Origin of the sequence: Microcoleus sp. A6-C6 (assembly GCF_036705955.1) — a bacterium.
Classification (GTDB): Bacteria; Cyanobacteriota; Cyanobacteriia; order Cyanobacteriales; family Microcoleaceae; genus Microcoleus.
This window is the reverse complement of sequence record NZ_JAUBVR010000059.1, coordinates 1-22,321: the sequence shown is the minus strand read 5'-3', so window position 1 is coordinate 22,321 and position 22,321 is coordinate 1. Positions and strand designations below refer to the sequence as shown.

Annotated in this window: 15 protein-coding genes; 2 read left to right on the top strand and 13 right to left on the bottom strand. The window is 45.8% G+C overall.

Features of this window, described 5'->3' with window-relative positions; translation table 11 throughout:
* Positions 1 to 283: 283 nt before the first annotated feature.
* Entirely contained in the window at positions 284 to 1,000 is a 717-nt protein-coding gene (locus QUB52_RS21025) for a biliverdin-producing heme oxygenase (protein ID WP_265234102.1), read from the top strand.
* A gap of 361 nt (positions 1,001 to 1,361) precedes the next feature.
* Here the strand turns inward: QUB52_RS21025 and QUB52_RS21020 are convergent, their stop codons facing one another.
* Together QUB52_RS21020 and mfd are read right to left on the bottom strand one after the other, a co-directional pair.
* Positions 1,362 to 2,027 (bottom strand): S-layer homology domain-containing protein, encoded by a 666-nt coding sequence (locus QUB52_RS21020; protein WP_332969122.1) that lies wholly within the window; start codon positions 2,025 to 2,027, stop codon positions 1,362 to 1,364.
* A gap of 30 nt (positions 2,028 to 2,057) precedes the next feature.
* Positions 2,058 to 5,597, bottom strand: a complete 3,540-nt coding sequence (gene mfd, locus QUB52_RS21015) for a transcription-repair coupling factor (protein WP_332974595.1) — start codon at positions 5,595 to 5,597, stop codon at positions 2,058 to 2,060.
* 347 nt (positions 5,598 to 5,944) lie between these two features.
* Between mfd and QUB52_RS21010 the strand changes: the two genes are divergently transcribed.
* Entirely contained in the window at positions 5,945 to 7,276 is a 1,332-nt protein-coding gene (locus QUB52_RS21010; protein ID WP_265234099.1) for a hemolysin family protein, read from the top strand.
* Between the two features lie 292 nt (positions 7,277 to 7,568).
* Here QUB52_RS21010 and QUB52_RS21005 read toward each other — a convergent pair whose 3' ends face one another.
* The 11 genes from QUB52_RS21005 to QUB52_RS20955 form a co-directional block, all read right to left on the bottom strand.
* The gene (locus QUB52_RS21005) at positions 7,569 to 8,900 is read right to left on the bottom strand and encodes a hypothetical protein (RefSeq protein WP_265234098.1); all 1,332 of its coding nucleotides are present in this window, start codon (positions 8,898 to 8,900) and stop codon (positions 7,569 to 7,571) included.
* 6 nt (positions 8,901 to 8,906) lie between these two features.
* On the bottom strand, positions 8,907 to 10,232 hold the full coding sequence (locus QUB52_RS21000; RefSeq protein WP_332974594.1) for a hypothetical protein: 1,326 nt from the start codon (positions 10,230 to 10,232) through the stop codon (positions 8,907 to 8,909).
* A 13-nt stretch (positions 10,233 to 10,245) separates the two neighbouring features.
* A complete protein-coding gene (locus tag QUB52_RS20995; protein WP_332974593.1) occupies positions 10,246 to 11,478 on the bottom strand; it encodes an SGNH/GDSL hydrolase family protein in 1,233 nt (410 codons plus the stop codon).
* Positions 11,479 to 11,482: 4 nt separating this feature from the next.
* Positions 11,483 to 11,647, bottom strand: coding sequence for a DUF5989 family protein (locus QUB52_RS20990; RefSeq protein ID WP_265234095.1), 165 nt, complete (start codon positions 11,645 to 11,647; stop codon positions 11,483 to 11,485).
* Positions 11,648 to 12,055 carry an SxtJ family membrane protein gene (locus QUB52_RS20985; protein WP_265234094.1) on the bottom strand — a complete coding sequence of 136 codons (408 nt, stop codon included), beginning with the start codon at positions 12,053 to 12,055 and terminating at the stop codon, positions 11,648 to 11,650.
* 124 nt (positions 12,056 to 12,179) lie between these two features.
* The gene (locus tag QUB52_RS20980; protein WP_332974592.1) at positions 12,180 to 14,150 is read right to left on the bottom strand and encodes a carbamoyltransferase family protein; all 1,971 of its coding nucleotides are present in this window, start codon (positions 14,148 to 14,150) and stop codon (positions 12,180 to 12,182) included.
* 161 nt (positions 14,151 to 14,311) lie between these two features.
* Positions 14,312 to 14,797 (bottom strand): hypothetical protein, encoded by a 486-nt coding sequence (locus QUB52_RS20975; protein WP_332974590.1) that lies wholly within the window; start codon positions 14,795 to 14,797, stop codon positions 14,312 to 14,314.
* Between the two features lie 167 nt (positions 14,798 to 14,964).
* On the bottom strand, positions 14,965 to 15,885 hold the full coding sequence (locus tag QUB52_RS20970) for an NAD(+) kinase (RefSeq protein WP_265234091.1): 921 nt from the start codon (positions 15,883 to 15,885) through the stop codon (positions 14,965 to 14,967).
* A gap of 121 nt (positions 15,886 to 16,006) precedes the next feature.
* On the bottom strand, positions 16,007 to 17,533 hold the full coding sequence (locus QUB52_RS20965) for a hypothetical protein (protein ID WP_332974589.1): 1,527 nt from the start codon (positions 17,531 to 17,533) through the stop codon (positions 16,007 to 16,009).
* Positions 17,534 to 17,590: 57 nt separating this feature from the next.
* A complete protein-coding gene (gene cobN / locus QUB52_RS20960) occupies positions 17,591 to 21,574 on the bottom strand; it encodes a cobaltochelatase subunit CobN (protein WP_332974587.1) in 3,984 nt (1,327 codons plus the stop codon).
* Between the two features lie 188 nt (positions 21,575 to 21,762).
* Positions 21,763 to 22,155 carry an EamA family transporter gene (locus QUB52_RS20955; RefSeq protein WP_332974586.1) on the bottom strand — a complete coding sequence of 131 codons (393 nt, stop codon included), beginning with the start codon at positions 22,153 to 22,155 and terminating at the stop codon, positions 21,763 to 21,765.
* Between the last annotated feature and the right edge of the window lie 166 nt (positions 22,156 to 22,321).

Below are 22,321 nucleotides of genomic sequence, written 5' to 3'. Positions count from 1 at the left end.
GTTAGTTGATAGTTGACAGTTGGCGAGGATGAGTCATTAGTCATTAGTCATTAGTCATTAGTTAGTGACTGATGACTGCTGACTGATGACTGCTGACTGATGACTGCTGACTGATGACTGCTGACTGATGACTACGCACTGATGACTACGGACTACTGCAAGTTTTGTTATAAAAATTAATACAATCTCTCATCAAATCGATCTAAGGTAAATGCTGAGGTAATTTTTAGATTTTTGGCGCATCCATCAGCTACCACAAAAATAGAAGGTTGGACAATATACTATGAGCATCAATTTAGCTACCAAATTGCGTGAGGGAACCAAAAAGTCTCACTCGATGGCAGAAAACGTTGGTTTTGTCAAGTGTTTTTTAAAAGGCGTTGTAGAAAAAACTTCTTACCGGAAGTTAGTCGGAAACCTCTACTTTGTCTACTCGGCAATCGAAGAGGAAATGGAACGCCAAAAGCAGCATCCGGTTGTTTCAAAAATTTACTTTTCTGAGTTGAATCGCAAACAAAGCTTAGAGCAAGATTTGTTTTACTACTACGGTGCGAATTGGCGCGAACAAGTAGCTCCGTCAGCCTCAGCTAAAGCTTACATCAAACGGATTCACGAAATCTCGGCTACCGAACCAGAACTATTAGTTGCTCATTCTTACACTCGCTATCTCGGTGATTTATCCGGCGGACAAATCCTGAAAGGAATTGCTCAGCGCGGAATGAATTTGACCGAGGGAGAAGGTACTGCTTTCTATGAATTCGCCGATATTCCTGATGAAAAAGAATTTAAGACTAACTACCGTGGAGCAATGAATGAATTGCCGATCGACGAAGCCACAGCAGAACGAATTGTTGATGAAGCTAATGCAGCTTTTGGCATGAACATGAAGATGTTTATGGAGTTAGAAGGCAATTTGATTAAAGCTGTCGGTCAGATGTTGTTCAATACCCTGACGCGGAAGCGCGGCGCTGGTAGTACCGAATTGGCTACTGCTGATTAAGTAAATACCGATCGACAATTTGAGCCTCGTTAATAGAGGAAAACATTAAATCCTGGGGGTTTGATGGCTGCTTTTACAGTCACCAAAGCTCCGGGATTTTGCATAGATGCAGCGGTTGAAACCGCATCTACACAAAGGAAGTCCGAGCTCAGAGGGACACGCAATTTTCAACGCCGCTCTTCAACCAGCTATACAAGCGGGTTTTGTCTGTATAGACGCGGTTTCAACCGCCCGGCCTTCTGATATTCTCAATGACCAATAACCTGATGAATAGAACCCGCTAGCCGGTCACGCATCAACAATTTGATTCCCGTCGAGCGGTCAATTGTCAACTGTCAACTGTCAACTGTCAACTGCCATATTACCTTCCCATGCCGCGATTAGGAGGAAGCTGATCCGGGACTGGCGAAGAAGTGGGCCTTATCTGCCGCTCCAAATACTTGCTCAAAGCGTAAGCAATATCCCCGCGAGTCATCGGCTTCAAAGGATTAATCTTATTAGTTCCGAGTTCAATATTCACAAACCCTTCATAGAGTGCAGTAGCCATAGACTTTCTAGCCCAACTAGGGATTTCCCCTGCATCTGGATAATTAGCTAAAATCTCGGAAATGCTGGCATCTGGAAACTGAAAAACGCCGTAAGCTTGAGCAAAAATCGCCAAAGCCTCAGCGCGAGTCACCCTTTGATTTGGGAAAAACATTCCATCGCGATATCCACTCATCGTTCCCGTTTTCAAAGCAGTTTGAATCGCACTATACGCCCAGTAAGTCTTAGGTACGTCCGGCAATTCCCGATCGGGTTTCTGAGCAGTTTTCCGCCGTTCCAAACCAAAAGTTTTTACCAAAATTGCCGCCAACTCGGCACGGCTGACAAAGCCCTCAGCATTAAAATTGCCACTGGCATCTTTATTCATCAATCCTGCATTCACAACCCGGTCGATCGGGTCAATTATTGGTTGAGCTTGAACCGCCATTGGCACTCCTTGCACTAGCGCGATCGCCAAAAAAACACTGACTAACTTTTTCACGATTTGATATTCCGGGATTTTAGAGGAAAATCAAAGATTAGCTTCCGGCAAAGCGCCCTGCATTTTACCCAACCAATCTATCAAATTATCCAACTGCTTTTCGGCGCTCAAAACCGCCATACCTCGAATAGTAACCTTCCCCTTGCTGTAGACAAAACGAGACTGCAAATGTTCCGGCAAATTAGCCTTAAGCAGGTTCCAAGCAGGTTCCTCCATCGGCGTTTCCAAAACAATGTGCTGCTTATTTTCCGGTTTAATCCGAGAAAAACCAATTTGCTTAGCGATTTGTTTGAGTTCCACAACACGGATAAGTTGCTGGGCTGGCAGAGGAATGGGGCCGTAACGATCGCACCAATCGGCCCGAATCTGCTGCAACTCTTCCGAGGTATTAGCAGAAGCCACCGATCGATAAGCGCTCATCTTTTGATCCAAATCCCCGATATAATCAGCAGGAATAAACGCCGTCAAACTGAGGTCAATTTGTGCATCCTCAACCTTCGGAATTTCCTGGCCCTTAATTTCGCGAATCGCCTCCTCTAACATTTCAGCATACAAATCAAAACCGATCGCCTCCATTTGACCAGACTGTTCCGTGCCCAAAACATCACCCGAACCGCGAATTTCCATATCTCGGACAGCCAACTGATAGCCCGAACCCAACTGCGCGAACTCCTGAATTGCCCGCAACCTCTGCCTTGCAGCATCAGAAAGCTGGTTCTGCTTCGGATAAAACAGCCAAGCGTGAGCTTGAATCCCCGCACGTCCCACCCGTCCCCGCAACTGGTAGAGTTGGCCCAAACCGAACTTTTGGGCGTCCTCAATCAAAATTGTATTGACTCGCGGAATATCCAAACCAGACTCAATAATCGTAGTGCAGACCAAAATATCAAACTCCGCCGCGCTGAAAGTCAGCATGATTGATTCTAATTCCGCAGCATCCATTTGACCGTGGGCGATCGCAATTCTCGCCCCCGGAACCATTAGCTGCAACGTATCCGCCAACTCATCAATCCCCTCAATCCGTGGCACCACATAAAAAACCTGACCGCCCCTGTCCAACTCTTGACGAATTGCAGTCCGCACCACCTCCAAATCGTAGGCGGCCAAATGAGTCTGAATCGGGCGGCGGCTGGGCGGCGGAGTCGAAATCAAACTCATCTCCCGAATCCCCGACAGAGACATATACAAAGTCCGGGGAATCGGCGTCGCCGTCAGAGTCAAAACATCTACCTCGGTTTTCAGAGCTTTAATCGCTTCCTTCTGCTTCACCCCAAACCGCTGTTCTTCATCCACCACCAACAAACCCAAATCCCGAAATTTAATCGCTTTGCTCAACACAGATTGAGTACCAACAATCACGTCTAACTCCCCAGTTGCTAAGCGCTTGTGAATCTCCCGGCGCTCGGTTTCGGTGCGAAAGCGATTGAGCAAACCAACTTCGATCGGATAAGGGGAAAAACGCTCAGAGAGCGTGTGATAGTGCTGTTGGGTCAAAATTGTCGTCGGCGCGAGCAAAGCCACCTGCTTGCCCGCTGTAATTGCCTTAAAAATAGCTCTGAGAGCAACTTCCGTCTTGCCAAAACCGACATCGCCACAGACTAAGCGATCCATTGGTCGATCGCCCTCCATGTCACGTTTAACATCAAGAGTAGCCTTCAACTGATCCGGCGTGGGTTGGTACGGAAAAGAATCCTCCAACTCTTGCTGCCAAGGCATATCAGGAGGAAAAGCATAACCCTGTTGTTTAGCTCTTTTAGCGTAAAGATTCAGCAAATCTACCGCTACTTTCTTAACAGCTTTGCGAACTTTTGCTTTAGTTTTTTCCCAAGTTTGGCCAGTCAGCTTGTTGAGAGCCGGCACTTGATCGCCGACAGTCCGAAATCTCGACAACGCGCCCAATTGATCTGCCGCCACCCTGAGAGTACCGTCAGCGTATTGCAGCACTAAATATTCGCGAGTTTCCCGATCGATCGTCAAGCGTTCCAACTTCAGAAACTTGCCAACTCCGTGCTGGCGGTGCACCACAAAATCCCCCGGACTCAGCTTGTTCGGGTCAACCTTTTTAGAAGCAGCGCGGCGGCGTTTGCGGACATAGCTAAAAGTTGCGAGAGAATGCTGGCCGTAGAATTCCCGATCGCTAATTAAGACAATCCGAAAAGTCGGCAGAATAAACCCTTCCAATTCTGCCAGCCCGCTGTACTTCAAGGCGACGGGAATGTGCTGCAACTGCAATTTGTCGATCGCCAAAAAATCGCGCGGATTCACCACAAACTGAGCCGGACAGTCGTGTTCCGAAAGCAGAGATACCGATCGACTAGGTTGAGCCGAAACCAGAAACACCGTAAAACCTCGATCGCGCTCTTCCCGGAGCATTTGAGACAGTTTCGCGAATTGGTGAGGCATCACCGGCACTGGCCTGCTGGACAAATTAATCGCAGGCGTTTGAGATTTTTTAGTAGAATTAGAATCTTCTGCCAATTCTGAAAGTTCTAGCCGATCGAAAGCTGCGACATTTGCGATCGATTCAGCAAAACTGCGGTGAATTTTCGGAACCTGTAAATTAGCAATTGGCAATTTTTCGGTTTCCCCATCCGCAACTTCTGATTCCCGATTACAACTTTCCCACTGTTCCTGTGCATTCTCAAACCAGCGGTCACTGTGAGCTTCGCATCCTGGCGGTTCGTCAATCAGAACTAAAGTATTTTTTGGCAAATAGTCCAACAAACAAGCTGGTTTTTCAAACGCTAAACCTAACAGCCTATGGACAAATTTTTCGGCTGCTTTTTCTGTGTCAAGAGAGCCTATTTGGTTGATTTCGTCAATACTTTTTTCCGCTAAAACCGCTTTAATAATTGCGTTAAAGCTAGTAGGAGTTAATACTAATCGATCGACCTTATCGAGCGATCGCTGGTTCGACGGATCGAACTCGCGCAGTTGATCCAAAGTATCCCCGAACCATTCCAGCCTTACCGGCAACTCCGCCGCCACCGGAAACACATCGACAATATCGCCCCGGCGACTCCATTGGCCTTCGGTTTCTACCAAATTCACCCGATCGTACCCCATCGAGACCAGTTGGCGGTCAAGTATTTTGGAGTCTTGCACTTCGCCTCGCTTGAGTGTCAGACAATAGGGTTGAAAAGCATCCGGCGGTGGCAAATGAGGCTGGAGAGCTCTTTCGGTAGCTACAATGGCGATCGGCTTAGATGCAGTGGCACTTTTTTCTTGCTTGTCCACCAAGTCCGCCAGCACCTGCATTTGCCCCCAGGTCATTTCGTTCTCGTCGGAGTAGGATAGCTCGTAGGGCGAAGCTTCCGAAGTTGGGTAAAAATGTACAGTTTGCCAGCCCATCGCTTCTAGTTGAGCTACCCAGCGGCCTGCTTCTTCCAGAGTTGCTGTCACAGCCAATAAATTGCGCCCCTCTTGTTGTGCGAGGGCGGAAGCTACTAAGCCTTTGGGTAAGCGGGCGATGCCGTTGAGTTGCAGGCAGTGATGCTGCTTGAGCTTGTTGAGCAGTTCTGTTGCTAGGGGCGATCGCCCCAGGATGCGAATTATCGAAGAGAAAGTCATGCGCTATTAATTTTAATCCCCGATCGACGGAATAAGGCTCTTTCCCGGCTGCCTACTAAGTCTGATTGTACGACAAACATCTATGATTGTAGCGATCGGCTGTTGGCAGTGCCACTCAACTACGGGTAGATTTCTGCTAGAGGCTTTCTTTAAATATCTCGAACTTGCGATCGAAACGAGCCCGTTCCGTTAATCTAGTGAGAGGTCGATCGACAATTTCGATTTGGCGATCGAGATTGACATATCCCCCAGATTATGGGTGCCAATTCAATCTAAAATCTAAATCTAAAATCTAAAATCGACTAACCGGGCAACGCGCTTCGCCTTTACCACCGATAATTTGAGAAATGTCCCCAAGTACCGACCTTCTGATTGTTCTCCTGCTGGTTTTCCTCAATGGCGTGTTTGTGATGTCAGAGATGGCCATCATCTCAGTACGGAAGGTGAGACTGCAACAGATGGCAAACCAAGGTTCGATCAATGCCCGTGTAGCTTTGGATCTGGCTAATGCCCCGAATCAGTTCTTACCGACAGTTCAAATCGGGATTACGCTGCTGGCTATCCTGTCGGGCGCTTTCGGAGAAACGACGATTTCTAAAAGAGTAGAGCCTGCTTTGCGCTTGATTCCGGCTTTGCAACCCTACTCTCAGGCGATCGCCTCAGTCATCGCAATTTTAACCATAACTTATCTCACCATCATTATCGGCGAACTTGTGCCGAAGCGGCTGGCCCTCAACAATCCTGAGCCGATCGCCTCTCGTGTCGCTATTCCCATGCGAATGCTCTCAAACATTGGCGCTCCAGCAGTGTATGTTTTAAGTTATTCTACTGACTTAATCTTGCGAATTATGGGGATTGTGCCTTCAACAGAACCTCAAGTTACAGAGGAAGAAATTAAAGTTTTAATCGAGCAAGGAACCGAGGCCGGCACCTTTGAAGAAGCCGAACAAGACATGGTAGAAAGAGTGTTTCGTTTGGGCGATCGGCGAGTCAGCGCCTTAATGACCCCGCGACCCGATCTTACCTGGCTCGACCTCGACGACTCAGTAGAAGAAAACCGCCAAAAAATGCTTGGCAGCGGTCATTCCCGGTTTCCCGTTTGTCAGGGCGGGCTCGACAATGTTATCGGTTTAGTCCACGTTACAGATATGCTGTCGAGGAATTTAACAGGTCAACCGTTCGATTTAAGCGCTTCTTTGCGCAGGCCCTTATTTTTGCCGGAAAGCACGCGCGGTTTAAAAGTATTAGAGCTTTTTAAGCAATCTAGCAATCAAATTGCCTTAGTGGTTGACGAATACGGAGTCATTCAAGGATTGGTGACAGTCAACGACATTTTAGTCGAATTAGTTGGCGACTTTCCCTCCATTGAAGATGCCGACGAACCGCAAGCCGTGCAGCGCGAAGACGGTTCTTGGTTGTTAGACGGAATGTTGCCTGTCGATGATTTCTTTGAACTGTTTGGAATTGATGAAAGATCGTCAGAAAATAGGGGAAGTTACCACACAATGGGCGGTTTTGTGATTACACATTTGGGCAAGATTCCGACAGCAGCCGAGCATTTTGAGTGGAACGGTTTGCGAGTCGAAGTCGTGGATATGGACGGCAACCGCGTTGATAAGATATTGGTAATGCCGATCGACTCCACGGGCGATCGAGCTAAAACCGCACCAAAAACTTAAAAATCGCCCCCAATAAAATTGATTCTGGTGGAACAGTAGCCGTAGGGTGCGTCGCCATCGACAATCCTCAAGAAAGAGCGACGCACCTGTTCTTTTCAACGGCCCAGGACACAACCCTCCGTTTCACTCCGCCCAAAATTTTTGTCTTAAGCAAGCTCTTTTATAAATAGTATCAGGTGCGTCCCTATGAGATTGTCGATCGACTTTGAGGATTTTTCATGGCGACGCACCCTACGAATACTCAAGAAAATGACTAATGACTAATGACTTCTTACAAAAATGAGATGCTCCCCTATTTTTTATTACTCCTAGCCCGATCCTTCCGCAAAGCTTCCAGAATAGAACTGCCCACATAATTGCTAAAAACCACATCCCCAGCTTGATTGTAATGACAGCAGCTATCCATATAAACAATATCTTTTGTTTTGTCGAACGCCTTAACCCCATTCAAAATATTGATCTGATTTTTTTGTAAATTAGGCAACTTACTCAAAAGAGCCGGATAGCCAATTTTCACAGATTCAGCATAAGGAGTATCATTGTTAAAAGCAATCCGTTTTTCTTCCTCGCCAAACACCCTTTTCGTCTGATAATATTGATTCGGCTGAAGGACGTGAAAATAAGGAACATTACTCGCAGACAGCACTTTGTGCATAAAAATTGAACTTTTCGCCCAATTCCACGCCATTTGTTCAAAAGCTGCTGAATCCTCTAAAACCGACTTATTTTTATTAATATAAATCACGCTGCCCTCGTCATCTTCTTGTTTGCCACGTTCTTTTTCAAATGCGATCACATCTCTCCGATAACTATTGACTAAATTTTGAACGTAAACAGAAGTCAAAGCATCACACGCAGCTAAAGAGCAGTGTTGCAAACTTTCCAAACCCTCATTAATCCTAGTTTTATTTTCTTTAATTCTGAGAGTTACTTGCATAGCCTTAGTAGAAAGGCTATTATTTGCCAAGCTAATCAGCGGCAGAATGTGCTGATTGCTTGGCATCGCCAGATCAATTTTATTTTTATTGTTTATATTAGAAAGTGCTACTTCATTAAAGCCATCTATATTGACGACCAGATCTAACTCTTGACCTAATGCCAAAAAATAGTTTAAAATTAATAACTGTTGCGGCTGTTTGTAGCCGCCGGTAGCAAAAGACAAAATTATAAACTCTTTATCTTGTAAGCCGGGAACCTGTTTGAGGTATTGAGGTAAAATCTTATTTTTAATTTGAAAAATTGAATAATCGGAAGCCACGGAACCGCCAAAAATTCCGATCACAAATTGTTTTTTTTTTGTTTTTTTAAAAGGGTAATCGTAAGGAGAGATAAATCCGTAGTTGTTAACCTTAAAACCTGGTCGAAAATCAGGGCCTGGTTTTTGAACAAACCCAAAGAAAGGATGAAATCTTTCGACAATAGACTGATTCAGCCGCACTCCTTCTAAATTGATTCCTAAAGCCGACTTATCTTGCGCTTTTTCTCTAGTATAGAAAAATTGCTTGTGCTTGACAAAATACCATCCCAAGGAACCTAGTTCTAGGAAAATAAATAAAAGCGCCAAGTTGATTAAAGTAATTTTGAGGATTTCTTGGCTTTTGTTAATCAACTTAAAATCTTTCATAAATATTTATTTAGACTTTCTTACTACTTTAATCACCGAACTGGAAACATAATCGTTCAATACTTCCTGTCCCACTGAATTGTAGTGGCAGCAGCCATCTTTGTAAACCGTCTCTTTTGTATTGTCCAAAATATTCACGCCGTTAAAAACATTAACCCCAGCTTTTTGCAAATCATTGACTTTTGACAACAGTACGGGATAACCTTTTTTCACCCCTTCAATGTAAGGACTATTCTTGTCGATCGCGATTTCATTCTCCTTGGCGGTAAAGGTTCGTTTAGTTTGATAATATTGGTTGGGCTGGATAAAGTGAAAATACTTAATTTTTCTACTTGATAAAATTTGATTCATCGCGATCGACGATTCGTACCACATCGATGCTATTTCATCAAAAGCAGCGCGATCCGGCAAAACAGAGTCAGCTTTGGGAAGGTATACTATATCGCTATTTGCCGTGTCTGGGTTGGATTGTTTGACTTGCCGGTCATACTTGACAATGGCTTGCTGGTAATTGTTGATTAATTGTTTCACCTCTAGCGAGGTGATAGCGTGACACAAAGCAAGCTGACAAGTTTGCAATTTGTCAATACCTGCTTTCAACTGTTTTTTAGTTTCGCTAATTTGCACGATCGAACTCATTGCTTCCGGCGACAAGTTGTTATTGGCTAAACTCGTCAGTGGCTTTACGTGCTGAACGCTGGGCATTCCTATTTCTAATCCGGCTTTGTTGTTTAAATTTGACAGTGCTACTTCGTTAAAACCGTCAATATTGATGGCTAAATCTAAATCTTGACCCAAGGCCAGAAAGTAATTTAAAATCAATAATTGTTGGGGTTGTTTGTAGCCGCCGTTACAGAAATTTAAAATTACAATTTCTTTGTTGGCGAATTCTGGATAACTCTTTAACTTTTTAGAAAATCTTTGAGTGATGTATTCATCTACGGCAAAGTTGTTAGCAACAGAACCGCCGAAAATTCCTACGATCAATTGATTTTTATTACTTTTAATAAACGGATATTCGTAGAGGGAATAAAAGCCTTCTTTGTTGACTTTTAATTTTAATTTTTCATTGGGAAAAGCACCTTGTTTGAGCACGTAGCCAAAAAACGGGTGCAGTCTTTCTACGATAGATTCATCTAGTCTAATTCCGATCCTTTCAATGTCTTCTACTACTTTTTCTTTACCTTTGGTTCGGGTATAAAAAAACTGCTTTTGATTGATAAAATAAAAAGCTAGCGATAAAGCTTCCAGGCAAATAAAGGCGATCGCCAAATTGACAGCGATTAAAGTTAATATATTTTTGCCTTTTTGGAGCGAGGTTGAGTCTTTCATGAAATTTGAATGATTAGGGTTGTTTTTTGGGGGCTTGAGACTGCTTCAGGTTTTCGCACAAATTGCGATCGATCAGGATGCTGCCCAGCCGGTGTCCCAGTTCGTTCCAGTGACCCCCACAGGGTACAGAATTCTCAAAACCGTGGGCGCACACTTGAAATTTTTCAGTATAACCTTGGAACTGTTCGGATAAATTCAGTACCCTAAAACCCTCGCGCGCGCCCAATTTTTCCAGCCGCCGATCGGGATAAAATAAATCCTGAATGTTGTACTCCTGCATAAACTTTTGCCGCTTAGCCGGATCGCGATCGACTTGCATCGGAGTGCCGATCGTCACAAGTAAGAAATCAGCATTTTTCTGCACGACTTCATTGCGAATCTCCACAATCAAACCTTCTGTCACCTTCCAGGCATCTTGCCAAGCTGCATCTTGAGGTGGAATGAAGTTTTTGGTACTCAAAGTGGTAAAATCCGCAGATAACTGCAACTTTTTCTGGTCTAAATCAATTTTTTTGATGACCTGCAAAATGCGCGAATTGTTGACGAGAAAACTGGGCAATCTATCTACGAATGAAACGGCTCTTGCGTTGCGGTCGATCGGTGCTAAATTGCGAAAAGACATATCCGGTACTAACTTGCCGCTAGCATTATACACAAAAAATGGTCGATAGTGGTCGTATTCTAGTTTGGGGGAATTGTTAATTACATCATTGCCAATAAAAAAGGCAAGAATTACAATATCAGGATTGTAATCCCATACTTTTTTTTGCAGCATTATCAATTCTTGAGCATTACCGTAACCCTGCACGCCGAAATTGATGACTTCAACATTTTTGCGTCCCTTAACAGCCTCGCAGTTGCCTAGTTTTCGCTCCAATTTTGACCAGAAAGTTTGTTCGACTGGTACGTGAATTGCTTCGGTGAAAGAATCGCCTAAAACTGCGATTCGGAGAGTGTTGGGAGGTTTGGCTTTTGTGTGTTCGCGATCGCGCAAACCCTCACTATTCACCTGCACAAAACTCTTACCTTCGCCGTTCCACTCGCCCGACACACCGGGTTTGAGCTTCCAACCCAGATCGCGATCGGCAGTGTGGAAACCTGTGGGTGCAGAGTCTGCGACATCAGGAATTTTTGGATAACCCTCAAATCTAGCAACTCGCAATCCAACTTCACCAATTATCACTCCCATCAACAAACCGCCGAGTGTCAAACCTAAATTGACACCCAAATTTTTCAACTTGCTCATTCTTTCAAAACAACGTGTAAATAAACGGAGCAATCACAGAACCCTGACTTAATACAATCAAAGCTCCCAAAAAGACTAAAGTCACAATTAACGGTAGCAGCCAATATTTTTGGCGTTCCTTCATAAACGCCCACAAATCTTTAAGAAAGTCTATTGTTGATTCAAACACTTAGAAAGGACGCTCCATACTAACTTTTGTTCTTGCTTTACTTGCGACGCGGTAAGTATCCATTTTAGGATTAAGTTTGCGCCGCATCGCATCTTCACCAAACAGGCTTTTAATAAATCCCATCGGCCAAATTATCAGGTAAAAAACTATCCCCAAAATAATCGGCGTTTCGATCTTATTGAGAGTCAGTCCAAACCGCATCCATGCGTGATAAACGGGATTCAACGATTTCGGTGCAACTAATGCTAGCACAACTAGGACTGCGCCGATTGCCCAAGGCCACCAAGGTATAGAATGCCGCCGCAGTAAAGGTACTGCTAAACCGAACAGCAGTGCAATTAAGCCGCCAATTAGCAGCCCGAAATCGCGCAAGCCTTTTTGATCGAGTTTTTTTATTTCGTCGCTCATTGTGAAGGAAGAAGGAAGAAGGAAGAAGGAAGAAGGAAGAGGGAAGAGGGAAGAAGGAAGAGGGAAGAAGGAAGAGGGAAGAAGGAAGAATTTCAGCTAATGACAACTGTCAACTGCCAACTGACTAATCTAGTTCAAATTCATTTTTCCAAGCATCATCTTGTTTCCAAGGAATTTGTTCTGATTTAGGAATTAAGAAATTCTCTAAAACCAGATAATCCATTTCGGTTCGCATGAAACAGCGGTAAGCATCTTCGGGAGTGCAAACAATGGGTTCGCCTCGGACGTTGAAAGAAGTATTTACCAGAATCGAACATCCCGATCGCTCTTCAAAGTGACTGATTAAGTCATAGTACCGAGGATTGGTTTCTTTGTGAACTGTTTGGATGCGAGCCGAGTAATCGACGTGGGTAACAGACGGAATTTCCGATCGCGGAATGTTGAGCTTTTCAATGCCAAACAACTGTTCTTGTTCGGGAGTCATCGGGATGCGGAGACTGGATTTGACAGGTGCTACCAATAGCATATAAGGGCTAGAATGGTCAATCTCGAAATAATCCGCAACTCGTTCGGCTAAAATTGACGGTGCAAAAGGTCGAAATGATTCCCGATATTTGATTTTCAGGTTCATCACGGACTGCATTTTAGCATTGCGTGGATCGCCAATGATCGATCGCCCGCCCAGAGCCCGCGGCCCAAATTCCATCCGCCCTTGGAACCATCCGACGACATTTCCCTGTGCCAAAATTTCCGCCAACTGCGGCATCAATTCGGCATCGTCCAATCGGTGATAACTAGCTTTGACAGCATCCAAATATTCGAGAATTTCTGCGTCTGTAAACCTTGGCCCCAAATAGGAACCGCGCATTTTGTCGTGACAAGTTAAATGAGCCACAGACTTCGCCACTGTTGCGACAGCTTGGCTTGTAGTAAGGACTTCAGTCCTCTCCTCGTTCGTAGTAAGGACTTCACTCCTCTCTTGTTTGAGATTATTTGCGACAGGTAACTCGTCGCCCACAGTGCGAGTTTGTTCGCAATACTGATACCAAATCGCCAAAGCCGCGCCCAAAGCACCGCCAGCATCTCCCGCTGCCGGTTGAATCCAAATATCTTTGAAAATACCTTCCCGCAAAAGTCGGCCGTTAGCAACGCAGTTGAGAGCAACGCCGCCCGCGAGACAAAGATAATCGACATCCAATTCTTTTTTAACTGTTCTGCAAAGCCGCAAAACAACTTCTTCGGTAACAACTTGAATGGAAGCTGCAATGTCCATTTCCCGCTGAGTCAGTTGTCCTTCACCTTGACGCGGCGGCCCTTCAAACAGTTCGTCAAACTTCTTATTTGTCATGGTTAAGCCAACTGTGTAGTTGAAATAATCCATGTTTAAACGGAAAGTTCCGTCATCTTTGAGATCCATCAAATGGGTGAGAATTTTGTCTACATACTTGGGTTCGCCGTAGGGCGCTAAACCCATGAGTTTGTATTCACCAGAGTTGACTTTGAAGCCTGTGTAGTAGGTGAAAGCTGAATAAAGCAAACCTAGGGAGTGGGGAAAATCGATTTCCCACTGAGGTGTTAGTTGGTTGCCGTCTCCCAGCCAAACGGAGGTTGTGGCCCACTCGCCTACGCCGTCGAGACACAAAACGGCGGCTTTTTGGAATGGGCTGGGGAAAAATGCTGAGGCTGCGTGGGATTGGTGGTGCTCGGTAAATAGCAGAGGTGGCAGTTTATTGGTTTTGCAGTTTGCTATTTCTGCTAAATCTCTTTTGAGCATGGTTTTGAGGTAAAGCTTTTCTTTCAGCCATATGGGCATGGCGGTTAGGAAAGAGCGAAAACCTTGGGGTGCGTAGGCTAAGTAGGTTTCGAGAAGGCGCTCGAATTTGATTAATGGTTTGTCGTAAAAGACTATGCGATCGACTTCCCGTAATTCTATGTTCGCTTCTTTTAGGCAATAGGCGATCGCATTCTTGGGAAATCTGGCGTCGTGCTTTTTGCGGGAAAATCTTTCTTCCTGCGCTGCGGCGATAATTTCTCCATCGCAAATTAAGGCTGCGGCGCTGTCATGGTAGTACGCCGAGATTCCAAGTATGTTCATCCGTCTCCTCACAAATCGCTATGCGCTCGTATCTGAGTATTTAGAATAGCAAATGATTATAGCTTTAGTGGTGCTGATTTGGAGTTGAGTTTTGCGATCGCCTCTAACTTTACCGCAATAAATCTCGGTGCGCAGCCCCTCAACCGTCTGACACCAACCAGCTAGCGCCTGCGAATCCTGCGCCCCCAAGCTCTTAAATAAGTGGCCGCGGGGAATTGATAAAATTCGCCTACCAACCACAGCACTATGCCTAAATGGGACAAAAAGGCTAAACCAGTCCAAGCTGCGGGCAGCCACGACAAGCGGCTGCCGGGAACCGGGGGAAAGTAGTAAGCTGAAAGTCCGAGCAAGATGGTGGGAAGGAAGATGAGACCGATCGCTGCGGCAAAATAAGGCCATCCGAATTCTACGCCTTCGAGGTGTGCTCCTATCCATTTTTTGCCGTTCCAGTGCCAAGTTACCGGCGGCTGGCGATCGGCCATTTGGAGCGATTGCCTTTCTTCGTTGGCGGTAAAAATGTGCTGGCAGAAGTTGCAAGCTAGGGCTTCCATCATCGGCATGGTAGCAATTTCACCGGTGCGACAGACGGGACAGGGATATGTATCTTGAGAGTTGAAAGGTCTGGTTGATTTTTTAATAGTCTGCATGGATCGGGCTGCTTGTCAAGATATTGAGAGATCTTAACAGAGTTGGGTGAGGGCGGGTTTTTGTAAGTCGCAGAATATTTGATAGTGGGGTGGGGGCGGGTTTTGAGTGAAGTTATTGGTTGAGATGCGATCGATTGTCGCTAAACCCGCCGCTACATTAATGTAGATTAATTGCGGTGATTGTTGCTGTACTTAATTCGGGCTCCTGCCCATTGAAGTTTTTCCCTCAAAGTGCCGTAATAAGAATAGTTTTCTCGCAAAATGATAAACTTGGCTTCGCAGTCTGCCATCCGCACGTCTACGCGCTGTCCGGGCCAAATTGCTGTACCTAAAACGCCGTCCATCCAGAGTTTTGTGCTGAGTTCGTAATCTGCTAAGGGCCAAATGCTGACGACTGAACCGGGTGGTAAAACTACAGCCCGACTGGATAAGCTTAAAGGGCAAATCGGAGTAACTGCGATCGCATTCATCCCTGGATGAATAATCGGCCCGTGGGCGGAGGCGGTGTAGCAAGTTGAACCTGTGGGAGTTGCCACAATTAAGCCGTCGCCTTGGTATTGATCGACGACTTCGCCGTCAACTTCCATTTCTAGAATACAGCTCGGCATTCGATCGGCAGAAGCGGGTTTGACACACATTTCATTCAGTGCCAAAAATCGATCGCTCTCCGGTTCCAGATTAGTTCTGTTTCCCTCAAAAACCGTCGCCTGCAACATCATCCGCTTCTGCACAGCATACCTATCTTCGGCTAGTCTGTCCCAAATCTCCTCAGTATTTTGGAAATCCTCAAAAGACTCGGTTAAAAAACCCAGATGTCCCCCCACATTCGCCGCCAAAATCGGGATACCGTCAGCAGCCAAATTCCGCGCTGCCGCCAGGGCTGTACCGTCGCCACCGAGGACTACTGCTAGATCGATAGGGCTGTTACTAGAAGCTAAAAATACTGGATATGGGTTATCTTTTGGGCCGCTGGGGCCCATTAAAACTTGACATCCGCGACTTTCTAACTGGCGGGCACATTGTTCTGCCCACCGCTGGCTGAGGATGTCTCTGGCTTTGTGGGCGATAATTACTTGTTTTAGTTGCACAATTAGTCCGTCGATTTTAGATTTTAGACTTCGGCTAGCGCTCAGTCGAAGGATTTCGCACTGCCAAGAAGGAAAGCTCCAAACCCTTATATAATAAGTCATTCGTCATCGAAAAATCCCATCAGCCATCAATACTCCGGGATTTGGGGCGGGGCCAGACAATGCTGGAATCGGCTGCGAGGATGCGAGAAACTGCGATCGCTCCAAGACGGTTGAGGTGGCTTGGATCGAAAAAAAAGTCGTTGCGGCCTGGCCACCGCTGCGAGAAGTCACGGAAAGCGAAGCCTTTTTGTCGCGAGAGTTGCTGCATTCGCTGCCGAAACTGCTGTTCTGCCGATCGACGTGTGGGATCTAAGTAGTCGTTGGTGAGAGGCAGATTGACGAAAATTAGGGGGATTTTGCGAGTTTTGGTAAATGCTACGACTGAATTAAAGGCTGTTGCTTGTTGGCCGCTGAGGTTGAAGTCTTCGTAGTCGCGATCGTACTTACCTGACACGTAAGGCCTTTGTCGATAATAGGTGTTGGGGTTGTAACTGCCTGACATAGACATGAATCCGTTAGAGTCGATCGCATCTGCTAATTCGCTGACTTGTCTAATTGCTACTTTTGTTGGTGGCGCTGCATTGTTAGCAACAGGCAAGATGCCCGTTCCACTAGACATAAATTTGACTGTGGGGTGGGCATCTTGCCCGCCCCTGGAAAGCTGATCGACAGATGCCTGTGCTCGGCGGAAAGTGCTGTTAGCGCAGGGCTGCGGGAATCTGTAACACTGGGGAATCACATTCGGTTCATCGGACACGAGTTGAGGACGAACGCCTGCTGCTAAAAGCTGGCTGCCTTCAGAATCGACGATCGAATTAAAAGTGCGATCGTTCCGGCCACTGTTAAATGCGCGCACACCGTCCGCCCAGACAATCATTTGAGGCAAATGATCTGGCTTCAAAAGCCGCCGCAGTTGAAAGTCAACTACTTGGGCAGTTGCGCCGTTGATTGCAAAGTTGAATATTTTTAAGCCCGGACGCCCGGACGCTGCCAAAGCTTGTTTTAGCTGTTTGGGATCGACGCCTTGCAAGGCGCGGGAACTACCGACAATCAAAACATCTGGCGGGCCAACGGCTGCAACGTAGGATAGGTATAGTTCTAGCTGTTCGTCGAGTAAATCGCTGCTGAAGCTGACTGTACTAGCTTGCGATCGGGTTGCGCCCGCTTGCTGTTGGGAATAAACCAGGTTTTTCGTGTACTCGATGACTTTTTTCTCGGCAAACGCCCGCCGGGGACTGCCGGGGGGAACTGCTTGCATCCAAGCGACGGCTTGCACCCACAGGGCTGCTACTTCGTCCCACTCTTCTTTTGAATTGGCAGATTGAGCTAAATTAGAAGCTTGGGTGGCAAAGTTAATTGACTCCGCAAATGGGTCGTTTTGGGTGCAGGAGGAAGCGCTGAGGGCTTTTTGGTTTTTTTTGGGGTTTTTAGCCAACACAGAGCTTGGCAGCTCCGCTAGGGCTGCCGGTTCGGTGGTGTTAGATGCCCTAGGGCTGTTGGGCTGGTTGGGTTGCGAACATCCGGCTGTTAGGGCGATCGCGGTTGCGGCGGCGCAGGTAAGTTTTAAGATGTTAGTGGTCAGGCTAGCAATATAGCGGCGAATCATACAGCTTTCACCGTTGGCGAAACATTAGTAGATATTACCGCAAACGGTCTGGTCAGGTTAATTGCGTATTTCGGTATGGGATTCGATGATTGCTTCGGCTTGCAGGGCGATCGATCGCAATTTATCAAGAGTATCCTGATTAGCACTCTGCCACAATCCCCGTTGACGAGCTTCTAGCAATCTCTCCGCCATATCTCGCAGCGCCCAAGGGTTATTTTCCTGAATAAATCCCTGCACTTTCTCATCAAAAATGTAAGCCTGTGCGATTCCCTCATACATAAAATCTTCTACACAATTTGCCGTAGCATCATAAGCAAACAAAAAATCTACCGTTGCGGCAATTTCAAAAGCACCTTTATAACCGTGGCGCATCGCCCCTTCAATCCATTTCGGATTTACCGCCCTGCTGCGATAAACCCGCGCAATTTCTTCTTTCAGTTGTCGCACTTTCGGATTTTCGGGAATCGAATTATCGCCGAAATAAGTTTCAGGATTTTTGCCTTGCAAATTGCGAATTGCCGCCGTCATTCCGCCTTGGAATTGATAATAATCATCGGAGTCGAGGATGTCGTGTTCGCGATTGTCTTGGTTTTGCAAAACTATTTGCATTTCGCCGAGGCGTTTTTCAAATGCTTCGGGTGCACAACATCCCCATTCACTTTGTTTAACTCCTGCTACATCTCCCTGCAAATTTGAGGAACTAGAGGAAGTATAGGCGTAGCTGCTCCAATTAATGTAAGCTTTTGCTAAATCGCTGTCGTCTGTCCAGTTTTGAGCTTCAATTATGCCTTGAAGTCCTGCGCCGTAAGCACCTGGTTTTGAGCCAAAGACTCGAAATTGCGATCGCACTTCTGCATATTCCCGACTCAAACCCGCCGATTCCCAATCCAAAATCTCTTGTTTAACTTGCGCTGCTAAAGGATTATCTTCCGCAGGTTCATCTAAAGCTGCCACAGCTTTGACAGCGGAGTCAAACAAATCAATTAAATTAAAAAAAGCATCGCGAAAAAATCCCGAAATCCGCAAAGTAACATCAACTCTCGGCCGCCCCAAAACAGCAACAGGCAAGATTTCAAAATCTACAACCCGGCGCGAAGGCCCATCCCAAATTGGTTGAACTCCCATCAGCGCTAAGGCTTCGGCGATGTCGTCTCCCCCCGTCCGCATTGTCGATGTTCCCCACACTGACAAACCCAAAGTTTTGGGATATTCGCCGTTTTCTTGAGTGTATCTTTCAATTAAAGTTTCGGCCGCAACTTTGCCAACTCTCCAAGCGGTTTCTGTGGGAATAGCACGGATATCTACTGAGTAAAAATTGCGACCTGTGGGCAATACATCGGGCCTGCCGCGAGTTGGTGCGCCGGATGCGCCGCTGGGGATGTGCCGCCCATCTAGTCCGCGCAACAAATTAGTAATTTCTTGGTTTGTTTGCAGCAGTGAGGGTAAAAGATAGTTGGCAATCCAATCTAATTCTTGTTGGGTTGCTTCTCCTATTTCTGGATTTGTAACCGCAGATGGACGCGGATGAACGCGGATGTTTTCGATTAAATTATCTACTAATTCAGCGGCTTTTTCTTCTAATTCTGCTGTTAAATCGCCTGCTGTAGTTAAGGGGTCGAAATCTAGGTTTAAGTCTTGGGCGAGGGCGCGGGTTAAGCCTGCGCGATTTGTGCTAGGATGGCGGGCGATCGCAATTATCAAGTCCCGCAACTGTCTACCTTGGGGACATTGACCGAAAATGTGCAATCCGTCGCGAATTTGCGATTCTTTGAGTTCGCAAAGGTAGCCGTCTGTGCGGGTGATGAATTCGGTAAATTCGGATTTATTTAGTTGGATTCCTAGGTCTTTATCTAGATTTTCCTGGTTGGTGAGGGCTACAATGCGATCGCGAATCATCGGTAATCTGGACGGATCTAAGCTTTGGGCTTCGCAATATTCGTCGATTAAGGCCTCTAACTGCTGCAAGGGCCCGTAAAGTTCGGCGCGAGTCATCGGCGGGGTCAGGTGGTCGATTATCACGGCTTGCGATCGTCTTTTTGCCTGGGCACCTTCCCCCGGATCGTTGACAATAAACGGATAAAAATTCGGCATCGCGCCTAATGCTACTTCGGGATAACATTTGTTAGACAAGGCGATACTTTTACCGGGAAGCCATTCTAAATTGCCGTGTTTTCCCGCATGAATTATCGCATCAATTCCCAATTTTTCTCGCAACCAGTAATAGTAAGCGAGATAATTGTGGGTAGGTTCCAAATCCGGCGCGTGATAATTTAACGCCGGGTCAAGTTCGTATCCCCGCGATGGTTGTATTCCCACAAATACATTGCCGAATTGAATTCCGGGAATCGGAAAAGATGTATTGTCAGCGATTAAATCCTGTGCGTGGATTCTGGGAATTCCCCATCTTTTAGAAATTCCATCCTGTACTTCCTGCGGCAAAGTAGTAAAATATTTTTGATATTCTGCCAAATCTAAAGATTGATTAACAGGCCGCAATTCGCGTCCTTCCGGGTCATTTGTCACGCCAGAAGTCAGCATTTCAATTAACTCATTACCGCTAGCGGGGATATTTTCAACTTGATAACCGGCTTCCTGCATAGCTTTGAGGATTTCGACACAGCTAGCGGGTGTATCCAAGCCAACGCCGTTGGCTAAGCGGGCGTTGCGAGTGGGATAGTTGGCGAGAATTATGGCGATGCGTCTGTTGGCGGCGGGGGTTTGTTTCATTTTCACCCAATTCGCGGTTAAGTCTGCTACAAATGAAATGCGATCGCCCGCTGCGACATATCCTACCACATCTGTTTCTAATTCATCGTTCCAAGTCTGTACGGCTTTAAAAGAAACAGCCCTAGTAATGATTTTTCCATCTACTTCGGGTAATGCTACATTCATCGCCACATCGCGGGGCGAAAGTCCTTGTAATTCAGTTTCCCACTGTTCTAAACCGCCGCCGCTGAAGATTGCTTGCAAGATAGGAACATCTAAGGAGTTTAAACTATTTTGTTCTGGTTCTGGACTGCTGAAACCGGAGACGGCAAAACTTGTAGTATTGAGCAATAATTGAATTGGTTCTGAGTCTTTTGGTTGGAAACATTGCAGCAATTCCACTTGCAAATCCGGTTCCCGCAGCGAAGACACAAACACGGGAACTGGTACTAAGTTTCGCTCTGTCAAAGCTTGACAAAGTGCATCAATAGGTGCTAGATTTCCTGACAAGTAATGAGCGCGATAAAATAAAATCCCGACTTTAGTTTGTGATGGTAAACCCGGAGATCCCCCCCAGCCCCCCTTAATAAGGGGGGGGCAAGAAGTTGTCAAAGTCTCCTTTAATAAGGGGGATTTAGGGGGCTCTGCATCTGTTGTCAAAGTCTCCTTTAATAAGGGGGATTTAGGGGGCTCTGCATCTGCTGTCAAAGTCCCCCTTAATAAGGAGGATTTAGGGGGTTCTGCATCTGGTTGGGAAGTTTCCAAACACGCCCGCGCGCGCCCGCCCCAATCATAAATCCCGACGCGGGAAACTGTTTGAGGAAGAGGCGGATTGTAAGCAGTTTTTAGACAAGTATCGGCGGTAAATTTGAGGGCGTTAATAAAATTTTGGACTCCGCCTTCTGTGAAATAGCGCCACAGTTGATTGACTGCTGATAGCGATACATTAGAATGACTAATTAAATCGGGATCTGGACTATCTTCACCGGGCATCACAATCAATGCTGCATTAGTTTTCTGCGCCGTTTCCCGCAGAATTTCTAACCCGTAAGACCAATAGGAACGACCGCCTAACAGCCTTAAAATTATTACCTCCGCCTGTTCTAAAATTTCCTCTGCATAGGTGTCAATGGTTAATTGTTGCTGCAATTGAAGCAGGTTTACGGCCCGCACTTTGGGGAATTCTGGCGGCATTTTGGAGGAGGCGGCCGCGAGTGTTTGAATGTCGGTGTCAGCAGCACTAATAAATACGATTGGTGCTGGGGTTTGCTGAATAAAAATTACTCCTTCTGCTTGAGGGTTCCAACCTCCGGGTGTGGCGGCTATTTTGTGCATTATTTTTTCCTCTATAATAATTTAAATTTTTACAATTCTTAGAGACAAAATTTCTTACTTAATTATATCAAAAAAGATGTTTGTCGGGAGGATTTGAATCTTCGGATTTGGAGCGGACTAAAGTCCGCACTACGAACCTGTCTTCGGATTTGGAGCGGACTAAAGTCCGTACTACGAACCGATAAAAATCATAATGTGATCAAGAAAACTCCTACAATCATGATAGCAGCTCCTAACAATCTTTGCTGAATATCTTTTTCTTTGAAAATGAAATGACCGAACAGTACACCCATTAATACGCTGGTACGTTTAACTGCTATTACTTGCACTACTAAAGTCATTGTTAAAGCTTGCATCTGAAAAATGACTCCTAAAGCATTGAAAAATCCCATTGTTACTAGCAGCGGTAAGTTTTTGATGATTTTCCGGCTGGGGTTAGGGGTTTTCTTCAGTAAAACTGGTAGTAATACAATACTCATTGTCGTAAATAATGAGAACAACCAAAAAATTGGGGAGGAGTTCTGCACGCCTATTTTGTCAAAGTTTGAGGTGATACTCCAGAGGAATGCTACGATTAACATTAATTTTGGCCCTGGTTCGTGCAGCAGTGCTTTGAAGGGCGCTAGATATCCTTTAGATTTTTCTTTAATGTTTAATAGATAGGAGCCTGTGACGTAAGGATTCAGGTCTAAGATTGGGGAATTAAAGAAGGCATAAATAAGTCACAAAAATGGGCAGATATAGCAT

Excerpts from the sequence above, each read along its gene's own strand:
- QUB52_RS21025 (WP_265234102.1), top strand. The coding sequence starts at position 284 with ATGAGCATCAATTTAGCTACCAAATTGCGTGAGGGAACCAAAAAGTCT.
- mfd (WP_332974595.1), bottom strand. The coding sequence starts at position 5,597 with ATGACTTTCTCTTCGATAATTCGCATCCTGGGGCGATCGCCCCTAGCA.
- QUB52_RS21010 (WP_265234099.1), top strand. The coding sequence starts at position 5,945 with ATGTCCCCAAGTACCGACCTTCTGATTGTTCTCCTGCTGGTTTTCCTC.
- QUB52_RS21005 (WP_265234098.1), bottom strand. The coding sequence starts at position 8,900 with ATGAAAGATTTTAAGTTGATTAACAAAAGCCAAGAAATCCTCAAAATT.
- QUB52_RS21000 (WP_332974594.1), bottom strand. The coding sequence starts at position 10,232 with ATGAAAGACTCAACCTCGCTCCAAAAAGGCAAAAATATATTAACTTTA.
- QUB52_RS20995 (WP_332974593.1), bottom strand. The coding sequence starts at position 11,478 with ATGAGCAAGTTGAAAAATTTGGGTGTCAATTTAGGTTTGACACTCGGC.
- QUB52_RS20985 (WP_265234094.1), bottom strand. The coding sequence starts at position 12,055 with ATGAGCGACGAAATAAAAAAACTCGATCAAAAAGGCTTGCGCGATTTC.
- QUB52_RS20980 (WP_332974592.1), bottom strand. The coding sequence starts at position 14,150 with ATGAACATACTTGGAATCTCGGCGTACTACCATGACAGCGCCGCAGCC.
- QUB52_RS20975 (WP_332974590.1), bottom strand. The coding sequence starts at position 14,797 with ATGCAGACTATTAAAAAATCAACCAGACCTTTCAACTCTCAAGATACA.
- QUB52_RS20965 (WP_332974589.1), bottom strand. The coding sequence starts at position 17,533 with ATGATTCGCCGCTATATTGCTAGCCTGACCACTAACATCTTAAAACTT.
- cobN (WP_332974587.1), bottom strand. The coding sequence starts at position 21,574 with ATGCACAAAATAGCCGCCACACCCGGAGGTTGGAACCCTCAAGCAGAA.
- QUB52_RS20955 (WP_332974586.1), bottom strand. The coding sequence starts at position 22,155 with ATGTTAATCGTAGCATTCCTCTGGAGTATCACCTCAAACTTTGACAAA.